This window comes from Bradyrhizobium sp. UFLA05-153, from assembly GCF_054185185.1.
Genome location: NZ_JBBIAM010000016.1, coordinates 67,325 through 92,295 on the forward strand (window position 1 = coordinate 67,325; position 24,971 = coordinate 92,295).

Sequence of the window (24,971 nt, forward strand, 5' to 3'; positions counted from 1 at the left end):
CCTTAGGTCCGTTTTTCGGCCACTAAACCGGCGCGATTCGATTTTCGCGATCAACCAACACGATGCGGGGTTTGAACGTTTTGGCTTCCACCTCACCAAATGAGGCGTATGCAATGACGCTAATTTTGTCTCCGGGTAACGCCAGTCGCGCGGCCGCACCGTTCAAGTCAATGGCACCCGAGCCGGGAGGCGCTTCGGTCACGAAAGTGGCAAAACGCGCGCCGGTTTCGACGTTGTGAATTTCGACGCGTTCGTTAACCAGGAACCCTGCTGCGTCCAGCAGTGTACGATCAATTGAAATAGAACCTTCATAGTGCAGATCGGCTTCAGTCACCGATGCGCAGTGGATCTTGCCTTTCATCAAGGTAATTTGCATTCCGCACCTAAGATTTAAGGAGTTTCGTGAGAGCTCGCCGCCCTGTTGGTTCAGGCAAGTCCGGACGTGATGCCGAGCCTGGACAGCAAGTTTGCGTCGCGCTCGGTCTTCGGATTTTTGGTCGTCAAGAGCACGTCCCCGATGAAAATTGAGTTCGCGCCGGCCAAAAAGCACAACGCTTGCAATTCGTCGGTCATGTCATGCCGTCCGGCCGACAACCGCACCACGCTCGTTGGCATCATGATCCGGGTGGTGGCGACCAGGCGCACCAGCGCGATCGGATCGGGGCGCTCCGCAGTATCGTTGACCGGAACCCCCTTGACCTCGTTCCATAGATTGATCGGTACGCTTTCCGGAGGTTTTCGCAGGTTAGCCAGCAGGACGAGCATGTCGAGGCGGTCCTCAACGCGCTCGCCCATGCCGATTATGCCGCCGCAGCAGACCTTGATTCCCGCCTCGCGCACGTTTTCAAGCGTGTCAATTCGATCCTGCAACGCGCGGGTGGTGATGATCTTGTCGTAAAATTCAGGCGATGTGTCGATGTTGTGATTGTAGAAGTCGAGCCCAGCCTCGGAAAGCTGTGCTGCCTGTTCCGGCGCCAGCATGCCCAGCGTGACGCAGGTTTCCATGCCAAGCTCTTTGACGGCGCTGACCATCTCGCAAACCCGATCCAGATCGCGGTCCTTCGGACTGCGCCAGGCCGCTGCCATGCAGAAGCGGGTCGCACCTGCCTCCTTGGCACGCTGCGCGGTGGCAACCACATCGGCGCGATCCATCAGACGGGTCGCTTTCACTCCGGTTTCGTAACGCGCGCTTTGCGCGCAATAGCCGCAATCTTCCGGGCAGCCACCCGTCTTGATGCTGAGGAGGCTTGCTGTTTCGAGGTGATTTGGATCAAAATTGTCGCGGTGAACGCTTTGCGCTCGAAACATCAACTCAGGGAACGGCAGACCATAGAGCGCTTCGGCCTCGGTACGTTTCCACTTTCCACCGAGCTCTTCGCGTTCATAGCTTTCGTTCCCGTCAACTCCAACTGCAACACCCATAGGCCTCAAGTCCGTAATCATAGATAATCGCGCGAATTATCTCTCGTCATCGACATTGGATCGATGCTAATCGATGCGGTATCGGGGCGCACCCATTTTTCCGATAGATAATCTATGATGAGTGAGAACAGAACGACTGCCGGACGCATCGCGGAGTCAATCGGTGAGCGCATTATCAACGGCGCGCTGCAGCCAGATTCAAAACTCCGGCAGGATCATGTGGCGCGGGAATTCAATTCAAGTCATGTCCCGGTGCGCGAGGCTTTTCGGCAGCTCGAGGCTCAGCATCTTGTCGTGAGTGCACCGCGCCGCGGCGTGCGGGTCGCCCCGCTTGATGCGAATTCGGTGAAGGAGATCGCCGAGATGCGTGCAGCGCTCGAAGTGGTCGCGCTACGCAATGCAGCTCCAAAGCTCTCATCGGTCCACCTGGCACGCATTGAACTTGCGCTGATTGAAGGAGACAGCGCTCAGACGATTGAGGATTTTGAGATGGCCAACCGGGCCTTTCATTACGCCCTGGTTGCGCCCTGCGCGATGCCCCGCCTGCTCGCCAGCCTCGACGAACTCCAGCTTGCAAATTCTCGGCTGGTATTCGCGATGGCACGGACGGCCGGCTGGCGTCCACGGTCCAACCAAGATCACCGTCTGATTCTGCAGGCCCTGCGAGCGCGCAACCTCGACCTAGCCTGTAATCTACTCACACGTCACATTCAGAGCATTGAGCGCCTGGCGCTTTCCACCTCTTGACCAGGAAAACGCCTTTGTGAGCTCAGTTGCAGACTGCGAGGCGCAACAGCGTCAAAAATTCGATCATCAATCGGCGACGCAGCAGCGAAGCGTTGCAGAGATCTCGATCCCAAGCTAGTTATGCGCCCCAACCCTGATAGCACTCCCTAAGGCCATCCATGATTCGTCACATTGTCTTGTTCAGCGCAAAAGATGAGGCCGACATCGACCGTATCATCGAAGGCCTGTCGGTTCTCACGAAAATCCCGCATGCACGCCGGCTCGAGGTCGCTCGCAACCGTAAGAGCGACCAGCTCGGCAACGACATCGACGTCGTTGTCTATGGTGAGTTCGAGAACGAGGCGGAACTCGCAGCCTACAAGGCGCACGATCTTTACCAGGAATCAATCAGGCGGGTACGGCCACTGCGCGAGCTGCGGTTCGCGGCAGACTATTGTGTGTCGGCGGATGTGCGGCTCCTCACGCGCCGCGCGGTATCGGCCGGGCTGAGGCTAAGCTGACCGTCGGACTCACGATCTTGCAAGTTCCGATCGAACGTTGCGCTCATTTGGCGAGCTATCATCGGAAGCGCGCGGACGCCGCTCACCGGTAGAGTGATAGCCCGATGTACGTCCGCGAACTGCCATGGATTGCCCCTGTCACAGCAATGCGGCGCCTCGCCGGCTGCCCCCATCTTACATTTCTCGATAGCGCGGCAAGCCACGAGCTCCTTGGGCGCTACTCATATCTGACCTGCGATCCGTTCGGAACCTACATCATCGCGGACGGGCAGGCGAGTTGGAACGGCCATCGCATTGACGGTGCCCCCTGGGAAGCCCTTCGCACCCTTCTCGCCAAGTATCCGCAAGAGTATCGTCCTGATGTCCCGCCATTTCAGGGAGGAGTGGCCGGATTCTTTGGTTACGATCTGAACAGGACACTGGAGCGATTGCCGGTGCCGGCAAGTTCCGGTCACCGGCTGCCTCAATCCATTCTGCATTTTTATGACGTCGTCGTTAGCTACGATCACCGCGACGACAGATGCTGGATTGTGTCGACGGGATGGCCGGAGCAGGATCCCGCGCGCCGGGCCGCGCGTGCACGCCAAAGGGCCAATGAGTTTGCAGCTCTCCTTGCTGGCCCACACTTGCCGCTGGATGATGTCCATGGCGCGGTCGGACCATGGCACTCGAACTTCAGCCGCGCAGGCTACATTGTGGCGGTCCAGCGCGTCATCGACCTGATTCTGGCTGGCGATGTCTTTCAGGCCAACATTGCGCAGCGCTTTAGCGCCAGGCTCCCGACCGCATTTGATCCTATTGCCTTCTACTGCCAACTACGATCATTGAACCCCGCGCCATTTGCAGCGCTCCTGCGCTACGGCAATCTCACCATTGCATCGAGCTCGCCGGAGCGATTCCTGAAGCTCGACGGACGACGCGTCGAAACGCGCCCCATCAAAGGCACGATCGGGCGTTCAACGGATTCCAGGGAAGATCAGCGTCGCGCGCAACTCCTGGCCGCGTCGGATAAAGACCGTGCCGAGAACATCATGATCGTCGACCTCCTACGAAGCGATCTGTCTCGTGTTTGCACCCCACATTCGGTCGACGTTCCAGCGCTGTGCAGCCTCGAAACCTATGCCTCGGTGCACCATCTCGTGTCGGCCGTAACGGGAGAGCTTGCAGGGGACCAGGACGCGGTCGGCCTTGTTCGCGCCTGTTTTCCGGGCGGCTCCATTACCGGGGCGCCGAAGGTGCGGGCGATGGAAATCATTGCGGAACTCGAGCAAGTCTCGCGGGACGTCTATTGCGGAGCGATCGGTTTCATCGGCTTCAACGGGCATATGGATACCAATATTGCGATCCGCACCGTCACGATCGACGACGGCTTGGCTGTCTTTCACGCAGGAGGCGGGATAACGGCGATGTCGGATCCAGCGGCCGAATATAGTGAGACTCTCGCCAAGGCACAGCTGATCTTTGACGCATTTCGCACCAATTCTACCGGTGAACCTTGATTATCATCATCGACAACTACGATTCCTTCGTCTTCAACATTGCCCGCTATTTCCGCCGACTTGGTGAAGCGACGGAAGTGGTCCGAAATGACGCGATCAGCCTCAATGATATTGTTCGTCTCAAGCCGCGCGCCGTGGTCATTTCCCCCGGTCCCTGCACCCCAACAGAGGCGGGAATATCGACCTCAATCGTTCGCGAGCTTTCAGGTTGCGTCCCGATTCTCGGTATCTGCCTTGGACACCAGTGCATCGGGAGTGTTTTCGGCGGACGCGTGACACGTGCACGTCGGCCCATGCACGGTCGCTCCTCATCGGTTGCGCATGACGGCCGCGGGCTATTCGAAGGACTCCCCTCTCCCCTTTGCGTCGGGCGCTACCATTCCCTCGTTGTTGAGATCGATCAATCACGTGCGTCGCGTCTTATGGTCACGGCGCGCTCGGACGAGGGCGAGATCATGGCCCTTGCGCATCACGACCAGCCTACCTATGGCGTGCAATTCCACCCTGAATCGATACTGACCCAACAAGGAGACGCTCTGCTGACAAACTTTTTACGACTGGCAACGAGTTTCCAAGCCTGAGGATGGACTTTTATGTCGCACGCCTCCCCGCAATGAGGCGTCGGCGGCATCCGTGACTCTTTAAGTCGTATCGCATTTCTCTGCCCTCCGGCTGCCAGCAGCCTATTGACCGCGCTTTCAGACGACGCGAAGGGCGGCTACCTCGCCCGGGCACGGCCGGTCATCACACATCCGCGACTGCCGACCAGCGATTGACGGCAATCCCCACCATTTCTTCACCGTCCATGAGACTGCTCGGCAGGAGGGGCGGATTTCTGTGCGCGGCGAGAAGACGCAGCTCACCTAAATGGCGCGGCCCGGTCAGGCCATAAAACGTCTTGTATCTCACGCGGCGTCAGATTGTAGGCTTCCAAACGCAGCAACCGACCGCCTTCGACCTTACTACAGTCGTGAGAGAGACCTTCGTGGATACGCTGGATGTCATTGGCGTCGGGATCGGTCCCTTCAATCTCAGCCTGGCAGCCCTAATCGAACCTACCCCGCTACGCGCACTATTCCTGGAAAAGCGCGGGGCATTCTGCTGGCATCCAGGCCTGGCGCTTCCGAACAGCCGGTTACAAGTGTCGCCATTCAAGGATTGCGTGACGCTGGTAGACCCCACCAGTCCCTATTCTTTCCTGAACTACCTGGCACGACACGGACGGCTCTATGGCTTTCTCAACAAACGCAATGGTTCGACCTCGCGGCGGGAGTTCACTGACTATTACCAGTGGGTCGCACGACAACTGCGCACGCTGCGCTACAACGAAGAGGTCGTCGACGTCGCGCCCTTCAGGGACGGCTATCGCGTCAATACGAGCAAAACGACCTACCTGGCGCGCGCCGTCGTGATAGCGATTGGCGTTGAGCCAACGATCCCCCCGTGCGCCAGACCCTTCATTTGCAACACCGTCTATCACGCCGCTGACTATCTCGACCAGAACTCACCTGGAACAGACGAGCATGTGCTCGTGGTCGGAGGTGGTCAGAGCGGCGCCGAGATTGTCGAGCACATCCTCAATCGTCCCAACGCTCCCCGGATGACCTGGGTCACATCGCGCTCAAACCTGTTTGCGATGGACGATACCAGTTTCGTCAATGAGGCCTATGGGCCGGGCTACAGCCGGCGCTTTCATGCCCTGCCGCTCCAGCACCGCCGCGCAATCATCGAGCGTGAAAAGCTAACAAGTGACGGCGTTTCTGCCGAATTGTGCAATCGCCTCTACGACATTTTGTACGAAAGGAACGTGGCGGGTACGCCGTCTGACAGCTTCCTTCTCCTGTCCAGCGTCGTTGTAACTGTCTCTTATACACATCATGTGTATAAGAGACAGCTCCTGGGCGGCGCGCACATGGAGGATGGCCTACCCGTGCTGGGCTCGGACTACGCGGTTAGCTTCAATCAGCATATGCCAGGACCGGTATATCTCCAAAATCAAAGCCGTCTGCAGCACGGATTGCAGAGCGCAAACTTGTCACTGGTGGCGTACCGCAACAGTCTCATCATCAACAGCCTCCTCGGACGTCCCTTCTATCTGGAACAATCAGGCCAGCGGGTGCTCGATGGTTACGAGTCCCCAGACGGGATCGATCTGAGCGCCGTGCCGGATGCAACGCCACTCGCAGAACATATGAGCGCAATCACATGAGTGCGGCCCGATCCTCCATCTTACGTATTGTCGATGTGCCCCCTTCAGCTGCGGATCGGGTGTCTTGCAAACTGCCCTACCGCGCCTTTGGACCATTTTTGGTCGCATCCAGTATCATTGCGGCAGCTTATGGCACGAGCTTCATATTGCCGGAATATATGGAAGCGCTCGGTATGGAGGGCGACGCCGCGGGTACCGTTATCTCCAGTGGCATGGTTGCAACGATCGTGTGCTGTTGCCTGGCAGGCCGAGTTGCCCAGCGCATTGGCATCATGCCGACGATTGCTGCCGCATCGTTGGTGATGGCGCTGGCCATGGCGGCCTTCGCTGCTGCAGCGTACGACACGCGAATAGCATATGCGGGCGGCATGCTCGTCGGTGCAGGATGGTCGGTGTTGTTCATCCTCTCGCCGCTGCAGATTATCCGTCACTTACGTCCCGCAGCCCGTATAGAGCATCTGACGATCCTGTCCGGCGCCCAGATGGCAGGACTTGGACTAGCGGCCCCACTCGGCCACCTTCTGACAGAATGCACGGGTTCAATGGCGATGATGTTCGCACTTTTCGCGATGGCCTGCGCCATTGCAGCCATCTGCGTAGGGGTGGCACGACATGCCATGTTGAGCATCCCCTCGGTCCCCATGCCTCACATCGAGGTCACCCTGGTCGAAACCGTTGCCCTGCTACGACACGAAACAGCCGCACCGATCCTCATGATCGCGGTTGCGGCCTGCATTTTTTCCGGGCTATCGACATATCAGAGCGCCTATGCAGCGTCACGTCAGCTCAATCCTGACATCTTCTTCCTCGTATTCACCGTTACCAGCGTAGCGCTCCGCTTTTCAGTCGCCCATATGCTGGACCGAGTGCCCGTACACCGGCTTGCGCTCACGCTCTTTGTCGCTACCGGCGCCTCATTGGCATTGCTCATTATCAATCCTGGCGACACTCTGCTGTATCTGTTGGCCGCCGCAATCTTCGCCACAGGCTACGGGCTTAGCTATTCCGCCCTTATCGGAATGGCCGTCAATCTCGCGGGCGAGCGTGGGCTCTCCGTACCAGTTACCTCACAACTCTTCACCTTAGCCTATTTCCTCGGGTTGTTCGGCTTTCCGTCCCTCGGAGGGCAGTTGATCGGTGGATTTGGCGTTGACGCGATGTTGCTCACGCTATTGGGCGCGACCGCCTTTAACGGGGTGCTGGCAATTGCACTCCGGCCAAAGGCAACAACCTACTCTCCGTAATCTTCAAAAAAGGAGCTCGCACATGCTGACCGAGGCACAGAAGGCAAAATGGCATCAGGATGGATATCTTCGGCTTGAAGGCTTCTTTGATGCGCCTACGCGCGACAAGATCTCTGACTTCGTGGAGGGCGTCGCGCGCTGGGATGTGAGCGTCGACAAATGGATGATGTGGTTCGAGAAAACGGCCCATGATCGCAAGATCATCTCAAAGGTCGAGAACTTCCTGGACTACCATGGCGCTTTACGCGAGACGCTGCTGGCCGACGGCCGCATTTGCAACGCGATAGAGACGCTACTCGATGAAGACACGCGGATGCTAAAGGAGCTTCTGATCTTCAAATATCCTGATAGCGGCGGGTATCGCCCTCATCAGGACATATATCATATCCCCCACAAGCTCCCCGAGCGAATGGTGCACGCCATAGCAGCCGTTGCCATCGACGATTCGGCTCCGGACAATGGAGGCCTATTCTTCACACCGGGCCGCCATAAGGAGGGAGTTTTTCCCATGGATGCCGGCGGCGTCATAAATCCGGACGTGGCCGAGAGCTTTGAATGGGAACCAGTGCCGTGGAAGGCGGGTGACGTCTTTATTTTCGACGACTATGCGCCCCACTACTCACTACCGAATAAGAGCGATCGCTCTCGCCGCACACTTTATTTGGTGTTCCAACGCGCCTCTACCGGCGGTCCTGATCGTGCCGAATACAATCGGATGAAGCGCGCCTACAACCCGCCAGAAGGCAAGGTCGCCGACCTTGAAAACCTAAAGATGCCTAACGGCATATTCTATCGCGAGTGATCGCAGCCCTTAAGGAAAGACCACGTGTACACCAAGCAGATCGATCGCTCCCTCATGCGAACCGAATATGGCGTGCTGGTTTGCCGCTTGCTGGAGCATTTACCTGATGATCTCAGCCCCGAGTTCGGCGCCTCTGTCGTTGAGGTCGCCCCCGGTGGCGCGGTCGATCTGCACGCCCACCACGAGCACGAGCTATGGCTGTTGATTTCAGGCCAGGGAGAATTCGAAGCTGACGGGCAGACGCGGTCAGTGAACGAGGTGACATTGTTCTACATGCCGCCACACCAGAAGCACGCTATCCGCAATGTCAGCCAGGAGAGTACTCTTAAGTTCCTCTCCATCTGGTGGGATTGACATGCGCACCTATTTCGTATGTCCCGCTCCCCCCTGTCCTAACGGCAAACTACATCTCGGTCACGTTGGCGGCGTATATTTGCTCGCCGACATCTTCGTACGCTTTCAGCGCTTGGCCGGCCACCGCGCGCACTATATCACGGGCGCGGATGAGCACGGCACCTATACGCTTGTAAAGGCACGAAAGCTCGGCCAACCCGTTGGCGACGTCGCACAAAAGCACATTGACGAGATCCTGCAGTGCCTGCGTGCGATGCACATCACGCCCGATGTCTTCGTTCGCACATCGAGCGATATACACAAGAAAAACGCGCTCGCGATTTTCCGCGAGCTGCAGGAAGCTGGTTATGTCGAGGTCCGCAAGGGTGTCCAACTCTATTGTGAGCATTGCGACGAATTTGTCGCAGACTCGCTGGCAGTTGGGAATTGTCCCGCGTGCGGCTCTGCGACCGACAGTAACCTGTGTGAGAACTGTGGCCTGGCCATTCGGCACGACGCCTTATCCAATGCCCGGCACACCACCTGCGGTCACAATCTTGTACTTAGACCGATTGAGCAGGCCGTATTCGATACGCCTCGCCTTGCAAAGGCGCTGGACACAGCTATCGCAGAAAGTGCCTGGCCCGAGGTCATTCGGGACAAGGCGCGCGCTTGGCTATCCAGCGATATGCATGGTTTGCCGATGTCGCGCCACTTCAGTCATGGTGTGGAGTTACTGGAGCCCGAACCGCTGTTCGGCCAAACCCTGCTCACATGGTTTGAGGGCCTGTGGTGCTTCGACACCGGCATTCGCGAGCAATGCGCCAATGATTTTCTGGAACCAGAAACAACCTTGCGCGACCCTAGCACCCGGCTTGTGTTTTTCATGGGCCAGGACAACCGCTTCTACTATACGGTAGGTGTCACCGGCGCCCTGCTCGCGCGCGGCTACCCGATCCCCACCAATCACTCCGTCCAGGATTTCTACAAGCTCGAGGGGGAGAAGTTTTCCACCAGCCGGAACCATGCGCTTTGGGCCGATGAAGTCGCGCGCGAGATAGATCCCAATGTGCTTCGCTATGCGCTCGCTCGAATTGCGCGGCCATTCGGCAGAGATGAAAACGAGTTCGACGTCGATCAGCTGATCAGGGCCGCATCACATCTTCGGGACTGGGAGAAGGCATTGCGCCAGCATGCCAACAACGCACGCACATTGGACAGCAGGCGTCTCAGATCTCGTCTGCAAATCCTCGCTCAGCGTTACGCTGATGCGATCGAGGAGCTCCGATTCTGGGATGCGCTTGATGTCGTTGATAGCTACTTCGAGGTAGCCGATTTTGCGCGTGACGACAGCGGCATGTGGAATCCAGCGCAGATCTCGCTGTTCCTGAGCCTTCTGTATCCTATGGTTCCCGAGCTAGCGACCCGTTATGGCCGCCATTTCTTTGGTGCGGCGTGGCAGCCATCCTTCGGCAAACCTGCTGCAAAAGCTGGCCTGCCACCAAAGGTGGACTTCCCGCGTGTCAGCACGGCGATACCCGCGAACTTCATCGCAGCTTACAACGAACGTTTTCGCCCCGACCGGCCTAAGCAGAATAGCGGAATTTGAACGACAAAGCCATGAAACCACCTGTCTCTAACCGCAGCTCTCTGGCTCAGAGCTTTGCGCCTTTTAGCTACTCAACTGCAAAGAACGCCATCCATTTCGGGTATGGGCTCCCAGATCCGGCAATGTTCTCAGAGCTGGCCTGGCCTGATGCGTTGAGCCAAAATACCGGTGTCGCCACCGCCGATCTGCTGCAGTATACGGACGCTGTGGGTTTGCCCAAGCTCCGAGCAAGGCTCGCACAACGCTATAATGTGCAGCAGGACCAGATTATCCTGACCGCCGGTGCTTCACAGGCTCTGCAATTGGTCGGCGACGTCTGCCTCGACCCCGGTGATGTCGTCCTGACCGAGGACCCGTCCTATCTGGGTGCACTGCGCATCTTTTCGATCGCGGGAGCAACCGTCCTCCAGCTTGGGATGGGCGCCGATGGCGTCGATCTGAACGAGCTTGAACAGGCTTTGCGTCATAATGCCCGCGCAAAACTTTTCTACACGACGCCAGCATTTCACAATCCGACTGGCCGCCAGATGTCGCGCCCCCATATGGCCCGCCTTGCAGCGATGCTAGCCCAGTATGGCGTGGCGTTGGTACAGGATCTCGTCTATTCGGAGTTGCCGTACAATGGTGTAGCTGATTGGCTGCCGCCGGGCAGCAACGTCATTAATATTCATAGCATCTCCAAGGTCGCCGGACCGGGGTTACGGGTAGGCTGGGTGCTTGCAGACTCGGATGTTATCAACAGACTGGCGCGCCTCAAATGCGACGGCGGCGTCAGCCCTATCGTCAGCAATATCGTCTTATCGTTACTGCAATCGGACGCGCTTGATGCGCACATCGTGCGATTGCGCCAGCACTATCGTGCCAAGCGAGACAGCATGCATGCGCTGCTGCAGCGTAACCACTTTTGCGATTTAGACTATCTTCTTCCAAACGGAGGTTTTTCGTTCTGGGTACGGCTAGCTGCAGGAATTGAGGCTGAGACTTTCATTAAGGCTGCGCGCTGCGAGCATGACGTGCACCTTAGCCTCGGCCGTGATTATGGCCCACGAAGCGGCCATTATGTACGCCTGTGCTTCAGCTATCTCCCGACAAGTCTAATTGAAGACGGGCTAGCGAGATTGGATAAATTGCATGCCAAGCTGTACGGATCATCGTCACGCGCATCTTTCGAAGATTGATGGTTCGAACTGGTAAGATACGCCCATTCTCTGGCTAGCTCCGACATGCCCCCAACATGCATTCGAGCTTGAGCACCCGAACGGCACTCCGGTGGGATGACCTTTAACGTCTGGCCATTAAAAATCCGTCGTGAGCGCGGCCCAAGTGACGACCAGCCGCGCGAATCGTTGAGGACCGAGCGCACCAGCAACTCCAGCCAGGCCAAGACGAGGCCGAGACTTTAGCCGATGGTGGCGAGGATGACATAGTCACGCCAGCCTCATAGCGCTCGAGATGTCAGCGGCCAAGATGGCCGTCGGCCTTCATGCGACCAATCTACAGGCTCGATGGCGAAGTGGCGCCTGAGCTCGCGCTTGATTCGACAAAAAGGCCGCGCACCCGACCGAAGATTACGACAGGACGCGAGTTTTCCGGCGAGATGGCTCCTCGTCAACATAATCGGTCGCGATGAGCAACTGGTGAGATCTCGGCGGCAATTCAACGATGCCGCCGAACCTGTGGCCATCAAACGGTTGCTTAGAGCACACCTAAGGTGCAGCACGGGCTGGCCCAAGGGGGCGCAGCCCGAGATGGTGACGATGGAGTGATTTGACGCCGAACCGATGTGGCTGAGGCTTCCTCTTGCTGAGTACTCGATCTCCGGTAGTTCCGTACGCTGCTTTTTGCTGTGCGCGCACTACCGCCGATGTCCGAGCGGGATGCCTAACTTTAGGGCCTTCTGACGCAATGAACCGACGCTTCGCTTTGTAAGCTTTGAAATTTTCGTAACGGGTGTCCTCGCCCTCGAGTGTGCGCGTAGTTCTTTCACGTCCGCCTTCGTGTACTCGCGACGGACAACCTTCTTGTTTTGCGTCTTGGCCATAACAACTCCGTTGGCATTCTGACGCACATCTAGCAGGAATGAAATGAAACTGCCAAGCGCGCGTGGGTTGCATGCACAACGACTCTGGATGTACCGATGTACTCAAGTATCCCAAAGTTTACTTTGAGCTTGGAAGAGTGCTGCCCCTAGATGGAAGCTAATCTCGCCCCTGGGCCGCGGCGAATATATCATCCGTAAGTAGAAATCTGGCGCAACCGATTGATTCTGCACGAGCGCAATGCCGTATAAGCGTTGGCAAGACCTATCACGAGAAGCTTGCGTTCGGTCCCGATCTTGCGCTGGTCGAGGTCGCCGAAATTGAGGCCAGCAATTTCAGCCGTGGTGTTTGCGAGATCGGGGGGAATCTCGCTTTAAGTCTTCTCGTCCAGCCAGCCAATCTTGCGTTTCAGGAATTGGAAGCCCAGCACCTGAAAGCCGGCATGTTCCTTGTTGTCCCTGCCATAGGCGTGGCCGCCGCCGACCGGCTCGTAAAGGTAAGCCTCATACCCCATCCCCTGAAGCTTGGCGACCATCTTGCGGGCGTGTCCGGGGTGGACGCGATCGTCCCGCCGCGTGGTGGCGATCAGGATCGGCGGATAGTCTTGCCCTGGCTTGGCAACATGGTATGCGGAATAGGTCTTGAGCCATTCCCATTCTTGGGGCTTGTCGGGATCGCCAAATTCCGCAATCCAGCTCGCGCCCGCGAGCAGCTTGGTGTAGCGGCGCATGTCGATCAGCGGGATGGTGCAGAACAGCGCGCCGAAACGCTCAGGGTACCGCGTTAGCATATTGCTGATGAGAATGCCGCCGTTCGATCCGCCCTCGGCCGCGATCCGCTTTGCCTGTGTGACACCGCGGCGGACGAGATCGGCCGCGACGCTTGCGAAATCATCATGCGAGAGCCGCTTGCCGGCGAGGCGTCCAGCATCGTGCCATCGCGTGCCGAACTCGCCACCGCCGCGCAAATGTGCCTGCACCGTGGTACCCCCACGCTCGAGCCACAGCTTTCCAAGCGCGGAATTGTAGTAAGGCTTCACCGAGATGCCGAACCCGCCATAACCGCTCATATGGACGGGCGCCTCGCCGGTTTCACATTTGGGGCCGGTCTGCACATAGGGAATACGCTCGCCGTCGACTGAGATCGCTTCATGCTGGGTGACCACGAGACCATCAGCGGTAAAGGTCTTCGGCGCCTCCTTCAGTAAGGCTGGACTGGCGACGCCCCGCTCCAAGAGCATCACGAAGGGAGGCGTGAGCGGATCCTGGATCGTGGCCAGAAGGTCACCATTGCCCTCAGATGGATCGCGATCAAGTGGCCAGACATCAACGACGCCGATATCGGGAAGCGCGTTGAGCTGCTCGCGGCTCCAGGTGGTGGCGGATGGCGTGCAGATCTCGAACACCGGCCGCAGTTCGTCGAGGATGGAGAGGACGAGTTTGCCATGGACCCAGAAAAATCCCTGCAGTGCTCGTCGCGGCCTCGCCACAAAAAGGACCACGCAATTGCGCTTCCCGGCAAGAAAAGCGGTCAATGATACGCCAATCAGGGTATCCGCCGGGTAGATCACGCCGGCAATTGTCGCAGCTGAGCGGAGCTTCACCGTGAGCCAGTCCTGATGCGTCTCCAGCCAGATATCGGTCGGAAGGTCGAGCTTGACATGCGCCCCTGACTCGGTTCCGAGCCATACGTGGAAATTGAAGAAATCCAGCTGCTCGCTGTACCAGACGCGCTGCTCTTGGCCGGTACGATCGATCCCACAGCTGACGCCCATGCGATCGGGCAACGTCTCAAACACCACGGCCGCGCGCTCGATGGGTTCACCGCGGCGCCACAATCGCACGGTCCGCGCATAGCCCGACACGGTCGCCATGGCCTCGCCATAGGCGCTGGACAACAGCAGCGTATTGGGATCAACCCAACTGGCGCTACTCTTCGCTTCAGCCAGTATAAAACCGTCAGCCACAAAGCTCTTCGTAGCCAGGTCGAATTCGCGCAGCATCACGGCATCGCTGCCGCCCCGCGATAGAGCGATCATGACGTGCGAGCTACCGGATAGCACCGCGGTCCAGCTCACAAGCCAGTCCTCATCCTCTGTCGCCGCGAGCCGATCGACATCAAGTAAAGGCTCCCATGATGGCTCAGACTTGCGAAATTCTTCTAGAGTGGTCCGACGCCAGAGACCCCGCGGATTCTTGGCATCCTTCCAAAGGTTGTAGAGATATTCGCCATGCCGGCTGACATGGGGAATATTGTCCGGCCGGTCGTAGATCAAAGCCAGCTCGTCGCGATCCCGCGTGAATGTCGTGCCCCCGTACACCTGCAGAGTTTTGCCGTTCTGTTGCTCGACAAATTCGAGTGCTTCCCGGCCCTCTATTTCCTCCAACCAGAGATAGGGATCATCATCAGGAGCGGAAAGCGTTGGCTTTCCACCCCTTAGCCCTGACGGCGTGCGCGCTTTAGACACCGTTCACTCCAATATCTGCATCAACCGCACTTTTGACACGCCATCGAGGCCCGCATCATATTGTTCCCAGCCTGCAACCTGACGCGGCATTAGATTCAAGCTCATTCTGTTGAACTACAATTGCGCAGCAATTGTCCGCGGCTTGGGGCTTTGCTCGGTCCGAGAACCTGGACGCATCTCCGCATTTGGAAGAAGGCTGCAGGCAATCCAGTTTGTTCAGATCGCCACATTATGTGAGATCGCCGACGGGCAGACTTCCTATCCGCCTAGCCCCCTCACGCGCTGGATTTGACTCTAACAAAGCCCGCCCCTCCTAAAAACCGCTTGATGTGGTAGGAACCTATTGGCTTGGATTTTCGCTAAGCGCGCAACGAACTCCCTTGATATTCTGATTTCTTCAGCGTCAACTTGACGCTATCTGCACCAAACCTGCGAAGCAACGGGGGTTGTCCAGAGTGTTGTGCCACCGCAAAACGTCGACATTTGCCTCTGACATAAATTCATCGGGAGCGTTTTCGGCGGATTCGTCGTGCGTTCCATGCAAGTCCGACCTCCTATGTAACGCATGACCTCCAATCGCTTTTCAAAAAGCACCCTCTGTATCTATTCGGGCCTATGAATAAGCGCACCGTGGCCGACAGTGATTGATAAGGTAGGCGCGGTTGCCATCGTGGTGAGACGCGCAGAACTCCGAGCGAGCCGGCCCCAAATTAAATTTAGGGCACTGATTCCATTACTGAGCAGCCAGATCGCTCGCCCCAGTCCTCGCCGGGCGCAATCCTGCAGGATCCTGTGCAGGAATGCGTGGCCTCACACAGAGATAGCCGAGCTCCAGAGACCGGGTCTCGGAGAACGCATCATCGTCAAGGTCTCGTGCAAACCCGGTACAAGGGGCGGCTGGCATCATAGAGACGTCCATCTTGCCAACGTGTCCCGGTCACTACGGCGATGTCAGAAATCCAACAACTGGCAGCATGATTCCGAATGGCACGCCGTTAGCGACGCGAGTTCTCGCGACAAGCAAGGTCCGCACCGTATGCCGTGGTCGGCACGTCCTTTGCTGAGATAAGAACGAAAGCCCGGCACGAGACTGCACGCAGCCGACGACGCTAGGAGTTCACGATGAAACTCGCTTAATTGTCACATTACTCCGCGCCTAGTAAGGCCAGCTCTCCCCTTGGCCGCGGTGCTTGGCTTGCGCATACGATCGAGGGACCCTTTCATGATGATCGCGATCAGCGAGACATTTGCCGGTGCGAAAGCTACCGGCTGCATCTTCGGCGCCTGCGGACGGGCCACGAAGCCTTGACCGCGTGCCTTTCCGGATTCTTCAGCGCCCCACTGCGTGGGGCAAGCCGTTACCGCGAGCGGAGAGACCATGCTCCAGATAAAGCCCACGAGCCACCCGGCTTCCCAGGGTCGATTGTCACGATGGGCCGCATTTCTTTACGGCCTCCTCGCCTACATGGTTTTCCTCTTCGTAATTCTATATGCGGTAGGCTTCGTAAGCGGCCTAGTCGTACCGAAAACGATTGACACCGGGCCTGGCACCTCGCTCGCCGAAGCGCTTTCCATAAATACGCTTTTGATCGTTCTGTTCGCCATCCAACACACCGGCATGGCACGGAAAGGCTTCAAGAATTGGCTGACGCGATATATGCCGAAATGCGTTGAACGGAGTACTTACGTGCTAATGGCGAGCCTCTGCTTGCTGTTGCTGTTCTGGCAGTGGCGTTCCGTACCGGCAATCGTTTGGCAAGTTACGGACCCCGATGTGTCGGTCATGATTGGGACAGCAGCATTCATTGGCTGGGCGCTGATGTTTACCAGCACGTTCTTGATCGATCATTTCGATTTGTTCGGACTACGGCAAGTCGCGGCCAATCTCACGGGCCGCGGCCAACCGGAGCCGCAACTCCGGACTCCGCTGTACTACAAATTCGTGCGCCATCCCATCTATCTCGGCTTTATCATCGCTTTCTGGGCCGCGCCCGTCATGACGATCGGGCATCTGTTCTTTGCAATCGGGACCACCGGCTACATCTTTGTCGGAATTTTCTTCGAAGAGCGGGACCTCCTTCATCTGTTCGGGAACCGGTATCGCCAATACAGAAGGCACGTCTCCATGCTCATCCCCTGGCGCAAATCGGGGTAGACGATCAAAGCCGAGAGGGGAAGATACTCATATCTTCCGACCGTGCGTCACCGAGCTCCTGATTTCCGTAGGATCTGAAGGCGAAACACCCACCCCCAGCAGCTCTATGTCAGAGAAGGTGCCGCTTCTCGGCATCAGTTCGCCCCATGCAGCAATGTATAGCCGATGCAAGTCCGCCCCAATGAACGAGCTGCGATGGCCTGTTCGCGCACCCCCTGCCATGAACCATCCAAGCGACGGAGGCGGCGCGATAGACTTGAGCCATATCGCGAAAGCTCCGATCGGGGAGCGGCAATATTCTAACCGCGCATCATCAGAAGCAACTCGGCATGAGATTCAATGACGTTATCGGAGCGCGAGTTCCCAAACGATCCGGACGTGGCCCCCTGGGCTCGTTGGTCGGAAAATATGCATATCTCTGACACGCAGCCTACTCTCATCGATCAAGTTCACAACGCGCCCAACATCTCCCTGGTCAGAGAAGAGGACATACATTACGCCCTTATCATATAAGCGGAGGTGCGCTCCTGCGAGAACTGCTGCCATGACCTGGTGATCTTGATCGAAACACGAGCGCTCCAGGTCATCCCTTGCTTCGCGATTCCAATAGGGGGCAGCAAAGAGAATGACATCGCATTTCTCACCGGATTGCAGTGAAGAATAGGTGTCGCTATGGCGTACGTCGGCTTTGCTCGCGTAACCTAGCCGCTCGATGTTTATCTCGGTCGTGCGAACGGCTTGCGGATTTATATCGAGAGCCACGAGGCGCCCTGCGCCGGCACGAAGCGCGGCAAGCCCCAGCACACCAGATCCGCATCCGAGATCGAGTACCGTTGCGTCATTTTCGATGCGCCACTTCGACATTAAGGCGTCCGGACCGTGACTTAGGCGTGGTGACAGAACGCCCGGCAGAATGTGTAAGGGCATGCCGCACACCTCCACATCGTGCGGCAGTTCGCACAGCCGCAGTTCGGCTAGCATTGCATCGACGTCCGTCATTTGGCACCGTTCAGATGCGCTCGACCACCTATTCATCTTTACGCTCCATCTTTTGGGTGCGGACGTCGCGAGCCGTCCGGACCGACCTGCGTATCAGGCCCAGCTTAGCGAATTGCTTCAGCGCGCCGGCAGTTTCCGCACCTGAGAAGTCGTAGAAATGGACGTGCCGCTCCCCATGGAGAACTTGCCAAGGCAGCATTCCTGCGCGCTTATTCTCGCTCGCATGAACACGACAGCTTTCAGGAAGACGTCTTTCTCGTCTTGCGCATCTATTGGCGACCAGTGCCCGACTCCAGTTGCTGATCCCATCAGCGACGGGATGCACGTGGCCATCCTCGATTAACGAGCTTCGACACACAGCCATTTACTCCGGTTGTCGCATTGATCCGCCCGCTAGTCTCGATGCGTGCGTTGCTATTGGCGCTCAAGCGTACAACTTCACGCAACGTCAGATTCAAGTCGATTCTTTCGAAGTGAATGTTGCGTTGCAGTTACAGCAATTTGTGTTGGTGCTGTTATGACGCGCGAGGCGGGGCACTCTAAGGAAATGAAGCTCGAAATGAAAAACTTGTTGCTTATGACTGCGAGCATCGTCGCACTCAGCGCTGCGGCGCCTGCATTCGCCGCCGATCTCGCTGCACAGCCTGTCTACACCAAGGCGCCGCCGCAACCCGCACCGGTCGCGATCGCGGCCTACGACTGGAGCGGTTTCTATGCTGGCATCAACGGCGGCTGGGGTTCGAGCCATAACTCCTGGGACTTCGCAGGCACGCCCCCTGAGGGATCCCACGATGCAAGCGGCGGCACGGTCGGTGGGCAGATCGGATATCGCTGGCAGATCGGCCAGACAGTGCTTGGCATCGAAGGCCAAGGCAACTGGGCCGATTTCAACGGCTCCAATGTCAGCGCGGCCTTTCCGACCAACAGCAATCACACAAGGATAGATGCGTTCGGCTTACTCACTGGTCAGATCGGTTATGCCGTCAGCAACGTACTGCTATACGCCAAAGGGGGCGCCGCGGTCGTGGGCAGCAGCTATCAGATCAACTCCGTTCCCTCAGGGACCCAGCTTGGGAGCGCGGGCACTACGCGTTGGGGGGGCGCCGTTGGCGCCGGGCTTGAGGTCAACCTGACGCCGAACTGGTCAGCTGGCGTCGAGTACGACCACGTGTTCATGCCGACCAGCGACGTGAACTTCACGGCCGCCGGTGGTGGTGCGCTTGGGAACGATCGCATCCGCCAGGATTTTGATCTCGTGACCGCGCGGGTCAATTACAAGTTTGGCTGGCCGCTGGTTCTCAAGTAAGGATCTCCTGATCTTCAATCGGCGATCGAGAGCCCCGGCCCTTGGCCGGGGTTCTTTGTCGAGACATTCGTCTGCGGGCAACGGTCACCTAAGTACCTTTTGTGCTGGCGAGAATTCCCGCGTTAACGTAACTCAGGTCGTTCTGACGGCCCACGGATGCGTCTGTGAGGCAGTGCTGAGCGACACCGACTGCGCAGATCGCCAGCGTTTGATCGGTTCGGAAGATTTTCGGTCTAGACCGTAGATTCGTCTCGCCTTCAGTGATCCAATGTCTCGAACCATCGCCTAAACCACCCCCGTGCTCCCGTGTTCCGACTTTGACTTTGAAAGCTTCGAACACCAATGCTTTGGCGTTCGGAAATCAAGGCGCCGTGAGAGGCAGGCAATCTCCCGTTGTGCTCGGCGAGGCACCACTCCTACACCACTCTTCGGCATGATCTGGAACGTCGCGATGATGCGTGCCTCTCAATGTCCCCCGCAGCGCTCGGCTACTACGAGGGGTATCTTGCTCAATGGCTCGCGAAAATCAGATGGATCGCGCCGCCGATTTCTCGGCAGCATCATCGATTGGCGTCGCTCAGCGAAATCGCTGACATCGCGCAGGCACATTTTGCACACATGAAGACCGAAATAACCGAGCATAGGTCGATCGGCCTGCCGATGCTCCTTGTGCTCGATGTGTTGCGCCAAGTCGCGCTCGGCAACAGCTGCCCAATAAGTCATGTACCAAGGCATGCTGAGACTGGATTCAGCGGCAAAAGCGGCAGCTTTATCGCGGTTTTCAAGTCCCAGTTTTCTGCAGAAGCTTCTCTCGCAAAGTAAATGAATACCTTGGTAATCAATTTCAAAAGCCATTCGCACGCGCCTACCTTTGTGTAGAAGTAGATGGGACCAATCAGAATCAGTTAATGCATCTCCCGCTAAGCGATCTTGTCGAGCGCGCCAGGTATTCACCGGCCGAGGCAGAGCTGGTCTGCCGGCAACGACCAATGGAATAGCATCGCCTTTCAGTCTCCGTCACGACGCAGTAGATTTCGCGATATTCATGGCAACAAGCGCAGCCGCTTGAGGCCATACCGCCGCGAGGCCCGCTCCTTTGCAGATGCCAAGGTGGTCCTGCGAGCGGACGCCACACTAGCTACGCGACCATCGGTGTTGCCGCTGCAGTCACCGAAAATTCAATAAGACCAAGACGAAGGGCCTTTACAAGACCCTGAGTCCGGTTCGCTGTCCCGAGCTTTCGTATTGCGTTCTTAAGATGGAAATTCACCGTATTTTCGCTCACGCTCAGTATCTTCCCGATTTCCCAGGACGATTTGCCCTCCGCCACCCATCGCAGGCAATCCTTCTCGCGCTCTGATAAGGTCACTTTTCTATCGCAAGCGCTGTCCAAAGGTCTTGCGACCTCCGCAAACGCAACATGAAAATGCCAAGCCAGAGCGTTGAGCCGCATCACATTCCCCTGAGGATCGGCATCTTCAAAGCGGGACGCGAACGATACTACGGATATACGGCCTGATGGCCCAAATAGTGGCACGCTGATACCATGCTTGAGGCCTGCCTCTCTGGCCTCCTCGAGTACACGTTGCTCGCACGCCTGAAGCTGGTATTCTTTGGCGAGCTGGTCCCATAGAAACGGCCCTGTATACATTGGTGTCCGCCGGACCACCGGATCGACCGTGTAGTACTTGCGTTCTAAATAGCGCTGGCGCCAGTCTGGCGGAACCTTCATGGCTATCAGAGGCGGTGGGCACCCCGGCAAACGAAGCGGCTCCGCGAAGGTGAGTGCTCCGTAAGCGACTTCAGTGAAGCCCTCTTCGCTTGCACAGCTCACAAGCAGATCAAACAGCGCTTTGAGAGATTGCGTTTGATTGGCGCATTCGACGAAGCTGAAGAGATTCATATGGCGCCTCACGCGATCGGCAGAAGGCCGCTATTGCGCCGTTCGACTGAACTTGTTTCAGACCGAGGTTGGTTGTATTCCCGCACTGCTCCAGCATACATTGCGGCCGGGCGAATGCGGTGATACCTGCGGAACGAAAGCGATTGTCAGCGTAGCTGAAAGCTGCACACGGTGGCCATACAGGCGACATCGGAACGTCCGCGCGTTTCCGCCGGTTTGCACGACGGTATCCAGATTGGTTCTCTCTACGCCCCAACGATGGTGAATCGCGCGGGAAACGCTTGCATCCGTACTACGCACACACCGAATGCCCTTGGTCCTCTCCATGATCCGCCCATCACGCGTCAGCCGGCTGCTCGATAGCCCGTGCGGCAAGATTCTGCGTCCCGATTTTGGGCAATTACGTGAGCAGCAGTGCGCAGGTCCGCCTGATGCCGGGCTCCAGCTGCTTGAACTCAACCTCGACGATCTGTTGGAGAGCGAGGATAAGCATGGCCGGGCTATATCTGCGGCAAATTCTTGCAGATCGGAGCCGCCAGCGTATAGCTGATCGGCAGTGAGCTCGTGTCGGCGAGCCCGGGATCTGCGAAGAGCACGGCGGGCTCGGCTAGGGACATGGCCTTGGGTAAGGACTCCGATCCGTCTGCAGATTCTACTGTGAGGACGATGATCTCGGCATCGAACTCCTCGTTCAAGTCCAGCCTCCCTTCGAGCAGGAGCCGTTCGAGGCAATTGATGATGGTCATCGCTCTGGCGCTCGCTGATGTTGGTGGGAGGCCGCAGGCGAATTCGAGCGGATTTGGGAACTTGTTTGATGCAGATGACGCTGTGCATGCGCTTCTCCAAGAATCTTCCAAGGGACTGAGATGAGAGCAGCAAGTGTCATACCAATCGCACCCACGCGAAACTCAGTTTTTGAGACAATAACTTCGAGGGATTGCTAAGCTTTAACCGAATTGAAGCACTGCGACATACGTCGGAATTACGACAACGCCGTCTGCACCAGCCACAACTATGCGTGGATCTGGCTCAAGACCCTCGCGATCTAGGCATACGATTTCCTCCTCGCGTATTGGCAATCCGACCGCGTGAAGCTGGGTGCCGCATGGTCGCGAGCGATCACCACTTTCACCAATCGCGCGCCGGACGATGCATGCATCAATCCATTTCGGACGAAAGACATGATGGTCTCCGACCAGCACAAGGCTTGGAATTCTCTGCCCCTCGGATGTCGAGATCCAAAGCCTTGCTCTCGAGTAAACTACCAACGTTAGCAGTTGATTGAGATTACGGAGACGTGCCAATCAAATGCTTAAACAAAGCCGCGCGGGTTACGCCTCAAGGAATTCGGCATGCAATATGGATCTGTTCGCGGAGACGGACCCGATCGAGCCGCGAACACGCCGCCTGCCGATCTGCTTCTACCTCTTGTTTGCTTGAACGACGACCTCTCCTTTCTCATGGAAGCTCATGATGGGCTTTCAGGAGCAATCGCTCAGCGCGCAGGTTTCAAAGGTTTGTGGGCTTCAGGCCTGTCAATTGCCTCTTCTCTCGGCTACCGCGATGCCAATGAGGCTTCATGGAGCCAACTCGTCGACGTGGTTGAACGCATCGTGGACTCGACCGATCTGCCGGTGCTCGTTGATGGCGATAGCGGCGTCGGAACTTTCAGTAATGCGCGTCTCCTCGCACGCAAAGTCCGCCAACGTGGCGCCGCCGGGCTCGCGCTCCAGGACAGCCGCTTTCCGAAAATGAACTCATTTGTTGGCGAGCGGCATGCCCTCGCCGACATCGATGAGTTCTCGGGCCGTCTGCGGGCAGTTGGAACAGACTTGGTTCTCGTGGCACGGATCGAATCGCTTATTGTTGGTCGTTCAATGGACGAAGCGATTTCGCGCGCTCACGCTTATGCTGATGCGGGCGCGGACGCGATCCTCATTCACTCACGGAAGAGCACCGCGGACGAGATCCTTGCATTTGCGAGTGCCTGGCAGAATCGACTGCCCATCGTGATCATCCCAACAAAGTACTATCGAACACCGGTCTCTGCATTCCGCGACGCACGCATCTCCACGGTGATCTGGGGCAACCACTCCATGCGAGCTGCAATAGTCGCCATGCGCCGCGTCTGCGGTCGCATCATGGCTAAGGAAGGCATTGCGAGTATTGAGCCCCATATTGCGACCCTCGACGAGGTCTTCGACCTGTTGGGGTACGACGAACTCGCCCGAGCAGAAGCGCGATATCTCCAACCTGATGACCAAAAATAATAGGCTCTCATGCGCCACAACCCCGATGCATTTTGACAGATTGGCGCTGTGCGCGATCAAGGATATCGGCTACGAGCAGGAAGGTTTCAGTGGAAGACCGCGGATATCGAGATCCTCCTGCACCCGCAGTCGGCCGACATCGCGCAGGGCGTCGATGCGCTTGAGCCGGGCTGAGGTCAAAGAAGAGGGCGCGGGCGACCAGGTCTTCATGTTCGCCTTGCCACCGACGACACGCCCGACTTGATGCCGGCGCCGATCTTCTACGCCCACAAGATCTTGCGGCTCATCTCCGAGGCGCGCCGTTCCGGTCGCGAGAACGACTTGGGCCGGACTCCAAGAGCCTAGTGACCGTGCAATACGAGAACGGCAGCCGGTCGCGTGCGCCGAAATCGTGGTCTCGCACAAGCATCTGGTCGAGGGCGTCTCGTCCATTCGCGACATCGTCGAGCCCTCACCCGGAATCTCCAACCTATGGATTCGGGGTTCGCGCGTTTCATGAGCGCCCGGATAATGCAGGAAGCTCGACATGCACGCGAACCCCGGCTTCACCGATTACATCGCCAAGAACATTTTGCTGGCCGATTTCGGCCGCAAGGAGATCTCGCTCGACGAGGCCAAGTCGCCCGACCTGATGGCCGCTCGTGAAGAGTTCGGCCCGAAGCAGCCGCCGAAGAGCACTCGCGCCGGCTCGCCGCACATGACAATCCTGACATCGGTCCTAATCGAGACGCTCGCCACGCTCAGAGCCGAGATCCGCTGGGTCTCCTGCAATACCTATTCGACGCAGGATCGTGCCGCCGCCGCGATTGCCGCGGCGGGCATCCCCGTCTTCGCCGTGAAGGGCGAGACGCTGACGAACACTGGGACAGCACCGCAAAGCTGTTCGATTGGCAGGCGGCGGCACGCCGCTGCGCACTCCCGCGTGATGGCGTCGGAAGTTGATGCGATCTGCGCTTTGCAGGCAGCGAAGGCTACGAGGTCGTGACACTGAAAGATGCCGCGCCTCGCGTCCGCACCTTCGTCACTGACACCGGCACACCCAGGACATCATCATCGAGCAAATGAGCGTGATGAAGAATCGGGCCATCGTTACTGCAAAATCGGTCACTTCGACAACGACATCCACATCGCGTCTCTGCGCAATCCGCAGTGCGCCAACATCAAGCCGCACGAAGGTCGGACGCCTGCACCTCGCCAAAATTGGTGCCAAGCTGACCACGCAAGGACCAGGCCGACTATATCGGCGTCAAGCCCGAAGGTCCGTACAAGAGCGATCACTATCGTATTAATACGCCGCCCGTTCCGAAAGCCCCGACACCGACGAGCCTAGATTGATAACGTTTAATTGAAATAATGCCAAATCGACGTTCCCGACAGCCAGACGGCATGTTTGCCCGAAATCGCCTTGTGACCGCCCATCCGGCCGGAGCAGCGCTGCCGGTCTGCTGCTCCAGCTAACCGCTGCGC

Annotated in this window: 20 protein-coding genes and 2 pseudogenes; 15 read left to right on the forward strand and 7 right to left on the reverse strand. The window is 57.7% G+C overall.

All coding sequences use genetic code 11. From position 1 onward, the window contains the following. Window positions 1-22 precede the first annotated feature (22 nt). The gene (gene panD, locus Q2941_RS12360; protein WP_458192653.1) at window positions 23-376 is read right to left on the reverse strand and encodes an aspartate 1-decarboxylase; all 354 of its coding nucleotides are present in this window, start codon (window positions 374-376) and stop codon (window positions 23-25) included. 50 nt (window positions 377-426) lie between these two features. After that, window positions 427-1,422 carry a biotin synthase BioB gene (gene bioB, locus Q2941_RS12365; protein ID WP_458192654.1) on the reverse strand — a complete coding sequence of 332 codons (996 nt, stop codon included), beginning with the start codon at window positions 1,420-1,422 and terminating at the stop codon, window positions 427-429. Window positions 1,423-1,536: 114 nt separating this feature from the next. On the opposite strand from bioB, the gene Q2941_RS12370 reads away from it, so the two are divergent. From Q2941_RS12370 to Q2941_RS12415, 10 genes are all read left to right on the forward strand, one after another. Continuing rightward, entirely contained in the window at window positions 1,537-2,169 is a 633-nt protein-coding gene (locus Q2941_RS12370; protein WP_458192655.1) for a GntR family transcriptional regulator, read from the forward strand. A 158-nt stretch (window positions 2,170-2,327) separates the two neighbouring features. Further along, on the forward strand, window positions 2,328-2,669 hold the full coding sequence (locus Q2941_RS12375) for a Dabb family protein (protein ID WP_458192656.1): 342 nt from the start codon (window positions 2,328-2,330) through the stop codon (window positions 2,667-2,669). Window positions 2,670-2,773: 104 nt separating this feature from the next. Continuing rightward, the gene (pabB, locus tag Q2941_RS12380) at window positions 2,774-4,168 is read left to right on the forward strand and encodes an aminodeoxychorismate synthase component I (RefSeq protein WP_458192657.1); all 1,395 of its coding nucleotides are present in this window, start codon (window positions 2,774-2,776) and stop codon (window positions 4,166-4,168) included. Beyond that, on the forward strand, window positions 4,165-4,749 hold the full coding sequence (locus Q2941_RS12385) for an anthranilate synthase component II (RefSeq protein ID WP_458192658.1): 585 nt from the start codon (window positions 4,165-4,167) through the stop codon (window positions 4,747-4,749). Before pabB ends, Q2941_RS12385 begins: the two co-directional genes overlap by 4 nt. A gap of 404 nt (window positions 4,750-5,153) precedes the next feature. Next, window positions 5,154-6,377 (forward strand): lysine N(6)-hydroxylase/L-ornithine N(5)-oxygenase family protein, encoded by a 1,224-nt coding sequence (locus Q2941_RS12390; RefSeq protein ID WP_458192659.1) that lies wholly within the window; start codon window positions 5,154-5,156, stop codon window positions 6,375-6,377. After that, window positions 6,374-7,621, forward strand: a complete 1,248-nt coding sequence (locus Q2941_RS12395; protein ID WP_458192660.1) for an MFS transporter — start codon at window positions 6,374-6,376, stop codon at window positions 7,619-7,621. The genes Q2941_RS12390 and Q2941_RS12395 overlap by 4 nt, the downstream gene beginning before the upstream one ends. A gap of 22 nt (window positions 7,622-7,643) precedes the next feature. Beyond that, window positions 7,644-8,423 (forward strand): phytanoyl-CoA dioxygenase family protein, encoded by a 780-nt coding sequence (locus Q2941_RS12400; RefSeq protein WP_458192661.1) that lies wholly within the window; start codon window positions 7,644-7,646, stop codon window positions 8,421-8,423. 24 nt (window positions 8,424-8,447) lie between these two features. Beyond that, entirely contained in the window at window positions 8,448-8,777 is a 330-nt protein-coding gene (locus Q2941_RS12405) for a cupin domain-containing protein (RefSeq protein WP_449382492.1), read from the forward strand. Between the two features lies 1 nt (window position 8,778). Next, window positions 8,779-10,365, forward strand: a complete 1,587-nt coding sequence (locus Q2941_RS12410) for a class I tRNA ligase family protein (RefSeq protein WP_458192662.1) — start codon at window positions 8,779-8,781, stop codon at window positions 10,363-10,365. Next, the gene (locus tag Q2941_RS12415; RefSeq protein ID WP_458192663.1) at window positions 10,362-11,543 is read left to right on the forward strand and encodes an aminotransferase-like domain-containing protein; all 1,182 of its coding nucleotides are present in this window, start codon (window positions 10,362-10,364) and stop codon (window positions 11,541-11,543) included. The genes Q2941_RS12410 and Q2941_RS12415 overlap by 4 nt, the downstream gene beginning before the upstream one ends. 1,234 nt (window positions 11,544-12,777) lie before the next feature. Here Q2941_RS12415 and Q2941_RS12420 read toward each other — a convergent pair. After that, entirely contained in the window at window positions 12,778-14,871 is a 2,094-nt protein-coding gene (locus Q2941_RS12420) for a prolyl oligopeptidase family serine peptidase (protein WP_458192664.1), read from the reverse strand. Window positions 14,872-16,249: 1,378 nt separating this feature from the next. Here Q2941_RS12420 and mddA point away from each other — a divergent pair. After that, window positions 16,250-17,026, forward strand: coding sequence for a methanethiol S-methyltransferase (gene mddA / locus Q2941_RS12425; protein ID WP_458192665.1), 777 nt, complete (start codon window positions 16,250-16,252; stop codon window positions 17,024-17,026). Window positions 17,027-17,371: 345 nt separating this feature from the next. Here the strand turns inward: mddA and Q2941_RS12430 are convergent, their stop codons facing one another. Beyond that, window positions 17,372-18,025: a 50S ribosomal protein L11 methyltransferase gene (locus tag Q2941_RS12430; protein WP_458192666.1), complete on the reverse strand. Its 654-nt coding sequence runs from the start codon at window positions 18,023-18,025 to the stop codon at window positions 17,372-17,374. Between the two features lie 559 nt (window positions 18,026-18,584). Between Q2941_RS12430 and Q2941_RS12435 the strand changes: the two genes are divergently transcribed. Then, window positions 18,585-19,331, forward strand: a complete 747-nt coding sequence (locus tag Q2941_RS12435) for an outer membrane protein (RefSeq protein WP_458192684.1) — start codon at window positions 18,585-18,587, stop codon at window positions 19,329-19,331. Window positions 19,332-19,796: 465 nt separating this feature from the next. On the opposite strand, the gene Q2941_RS12440 is transcribed toward Q2941_RS12435, so the two are convergent. From Q2941_RS12440 to Q2941_RS12450, 3 genes are all read right to left on the reverse strand, one after another. After that, window positions 19,797-20,186 carry a hypothetical protein gene (locus Q2941_RS12440; protein WP_458192667.1) on the reverse strand — a complete coding sequence of 130 codons (390 nt, stop codon included), beginning with the start codon at window positions 20,184-20,186 and terminating at the stop codon, window positions 19,797-19,799. 283 nt (window positions 20,187-20,469) lie between these two features. Next, window positions 20,470-21,234 (reverse strand): autoinducer binding domain-containing protein, encoded by a 765-nt coding sequence (locus tag Q2941_RS12445; RefSeq protein ID WP_458192668.1) that lies wholly within the window; start codon window positions 21,232-21,234, stop codon window positions 20,470-20,472. Window positions 21,235-21,734: 500 nt separating this feature from the next. Continuing rightward, a complete protein-coding gene (locus Q2941_RS12450) occupies window positions 21,735-21,980 on the reverse strand; it encodes an adenine nucleotide alpha hydrolase family protein (protein ID WP_458192669.1) in 246 nt (81 codons plus the stop codon). 714 nt (window positions 21,981-22,694) lie between these two features. Between Q2941_RS12450 and Q2941_RS12455 the strand changes: the two genes are divergently transcribed. The 3 genes and pseudogenes from Q2941_RS12455 (at window position 22,695) to Q2941_RS12465 (ending at window position 24,839) form a co-directional block, all read left to right on the forward strand. Further along, window positions 22,695-23,504 carry an isocitrate lyase/phosphoenolpyruvate mutase family protein gene (locus tag Q2941_RS12455; protein WP_458192685.1) on the forward strand — a complete coding sequence of 270 codons (810 nt, stop codon included), beginning with the start codon at window positions 22,695-22,697 and terminating at the stop codon, window positions 23,502-23,504. Window positions 23,505-23,517: 13 nt separating this feature from the next. After that, window positions 23,518-23,955, forward strand: a pseudogene (locus Q2941_RS12460) (methionine adenosyltransferase); the annotation flags it as partial. Between the two features lie 75 nt (window positions 23,956-24,030). Continuing rightward, window positions 24,031-24,839: pseudogene (locus tag Q2941_RS12465) on the forward strand (adenosylhomocysteinase). The last annotated feature ends 132 nt before the right edge of the window (window positions 24,840-24,971 follow it).

Bases quoted from the DNA above. Each gene is read 5' to 3' on its own strand.
- Q2941_RS12455 (WP_458192685.1), top strand. From the start codon at position 22,695: ATGGAAGCTCATGATGGGCTTTCAGGAGCAATCGCTCAGCGCGCAGGT.
- Q2941_RS12400 (WP_458192661.1), top strand. From the start codon at position 7,644: ATGCTGACCGAGGCACAGAAGGCAAAATGGCATCAGGATGGATATCTT.
- mddA (WP_458192665.1), top strand. From the start codon at position 16,250: ATGCTCCAGATAAAGCCCACGAGCCACCCGGCTTCCCAGGGTCGATTG.
- Q2941_RS12440 (WP_458192667.1), bottom strand. From the start codon at position 20,186: ATGGCTTTTGAAATTGATTACCAAGGTATTCATTTACTTTGCGAGAGA.
- Q2941_RS12430 (WP_458192666.1), bottom strand. From the start codon at position 18,025: ATGACGGACGTCGATGCAATGCTAGCCGAACTGCGGCTGTGCGAACTG.
- Q2941_RS12375 (WP_458192656.1), top strand. From the start codon at position 2,328: ATGATTCGTCACATTGTCTTGTTCAGCGCAAAAGATGAGGCCGACATC.
- bioB (WP_458192654.1), bottom strand. From the start codon at position 1,422: ATGGGTGTTGCAGTTGGAGTTGACGGGAACGAAAGCTATGAACGCGAA.
- Q2941_RS12450 (WP_458192669.1), bottom strand. From the start codon at position 21,980: ATGACCATCATCAATTGCCTCGAACGGCTCCTGCTCGAAGGGAGGCTG.
- Q2941_RS12445 (WP_458192668.1), bottom strand. From the start codon at position 21,234: ATGAATCTCTTCAGCTTCGTCGAATGCGCCAATCAAACGCAATCTCTC.
- panD (WP_458192653.1), bottom strand. From the start codon at position 376: ATGCAAATTACCTTGATGAAAGGCAAGATCCACTGCGCATCGGTGACT.
- Q2941_RS12395 (WP_458192660.1), top strand. From the start codon at position 6,374: ATGAGTGCGGCCCGATCCTCCATCTTACGTATTGTCGATGTGCCCCCT.
- pabB (WP_458192657.1), top strand. From the start codon at position 2,774: ATGTACGTCCGCGAACTGCCATGGATTGCCCCTGTCACAGCAATGCGG.
- Q2941_RS12410 (WP_458192662.1), top strand. From the start codon at position 8,779: ATGCGCACCTATTTCGTATGTCCCGCTCCCCCCTGTCCTAACGGCAAA.
- Q2941_RS12435 (WP_458192684.1), top strand. From the start codon at position 18,585: ATGAAAAACTTGTTGCTTATGACTGCGAGCATCGTCGCACTCAGCGCT.
- Q2941_RS12370 (WP_458192655.1), top strand. From the start codon at position 1,537: ATGATGAGTGAGAACAGAACGACTGCCGGACGCATCGCGGAGTCAATC.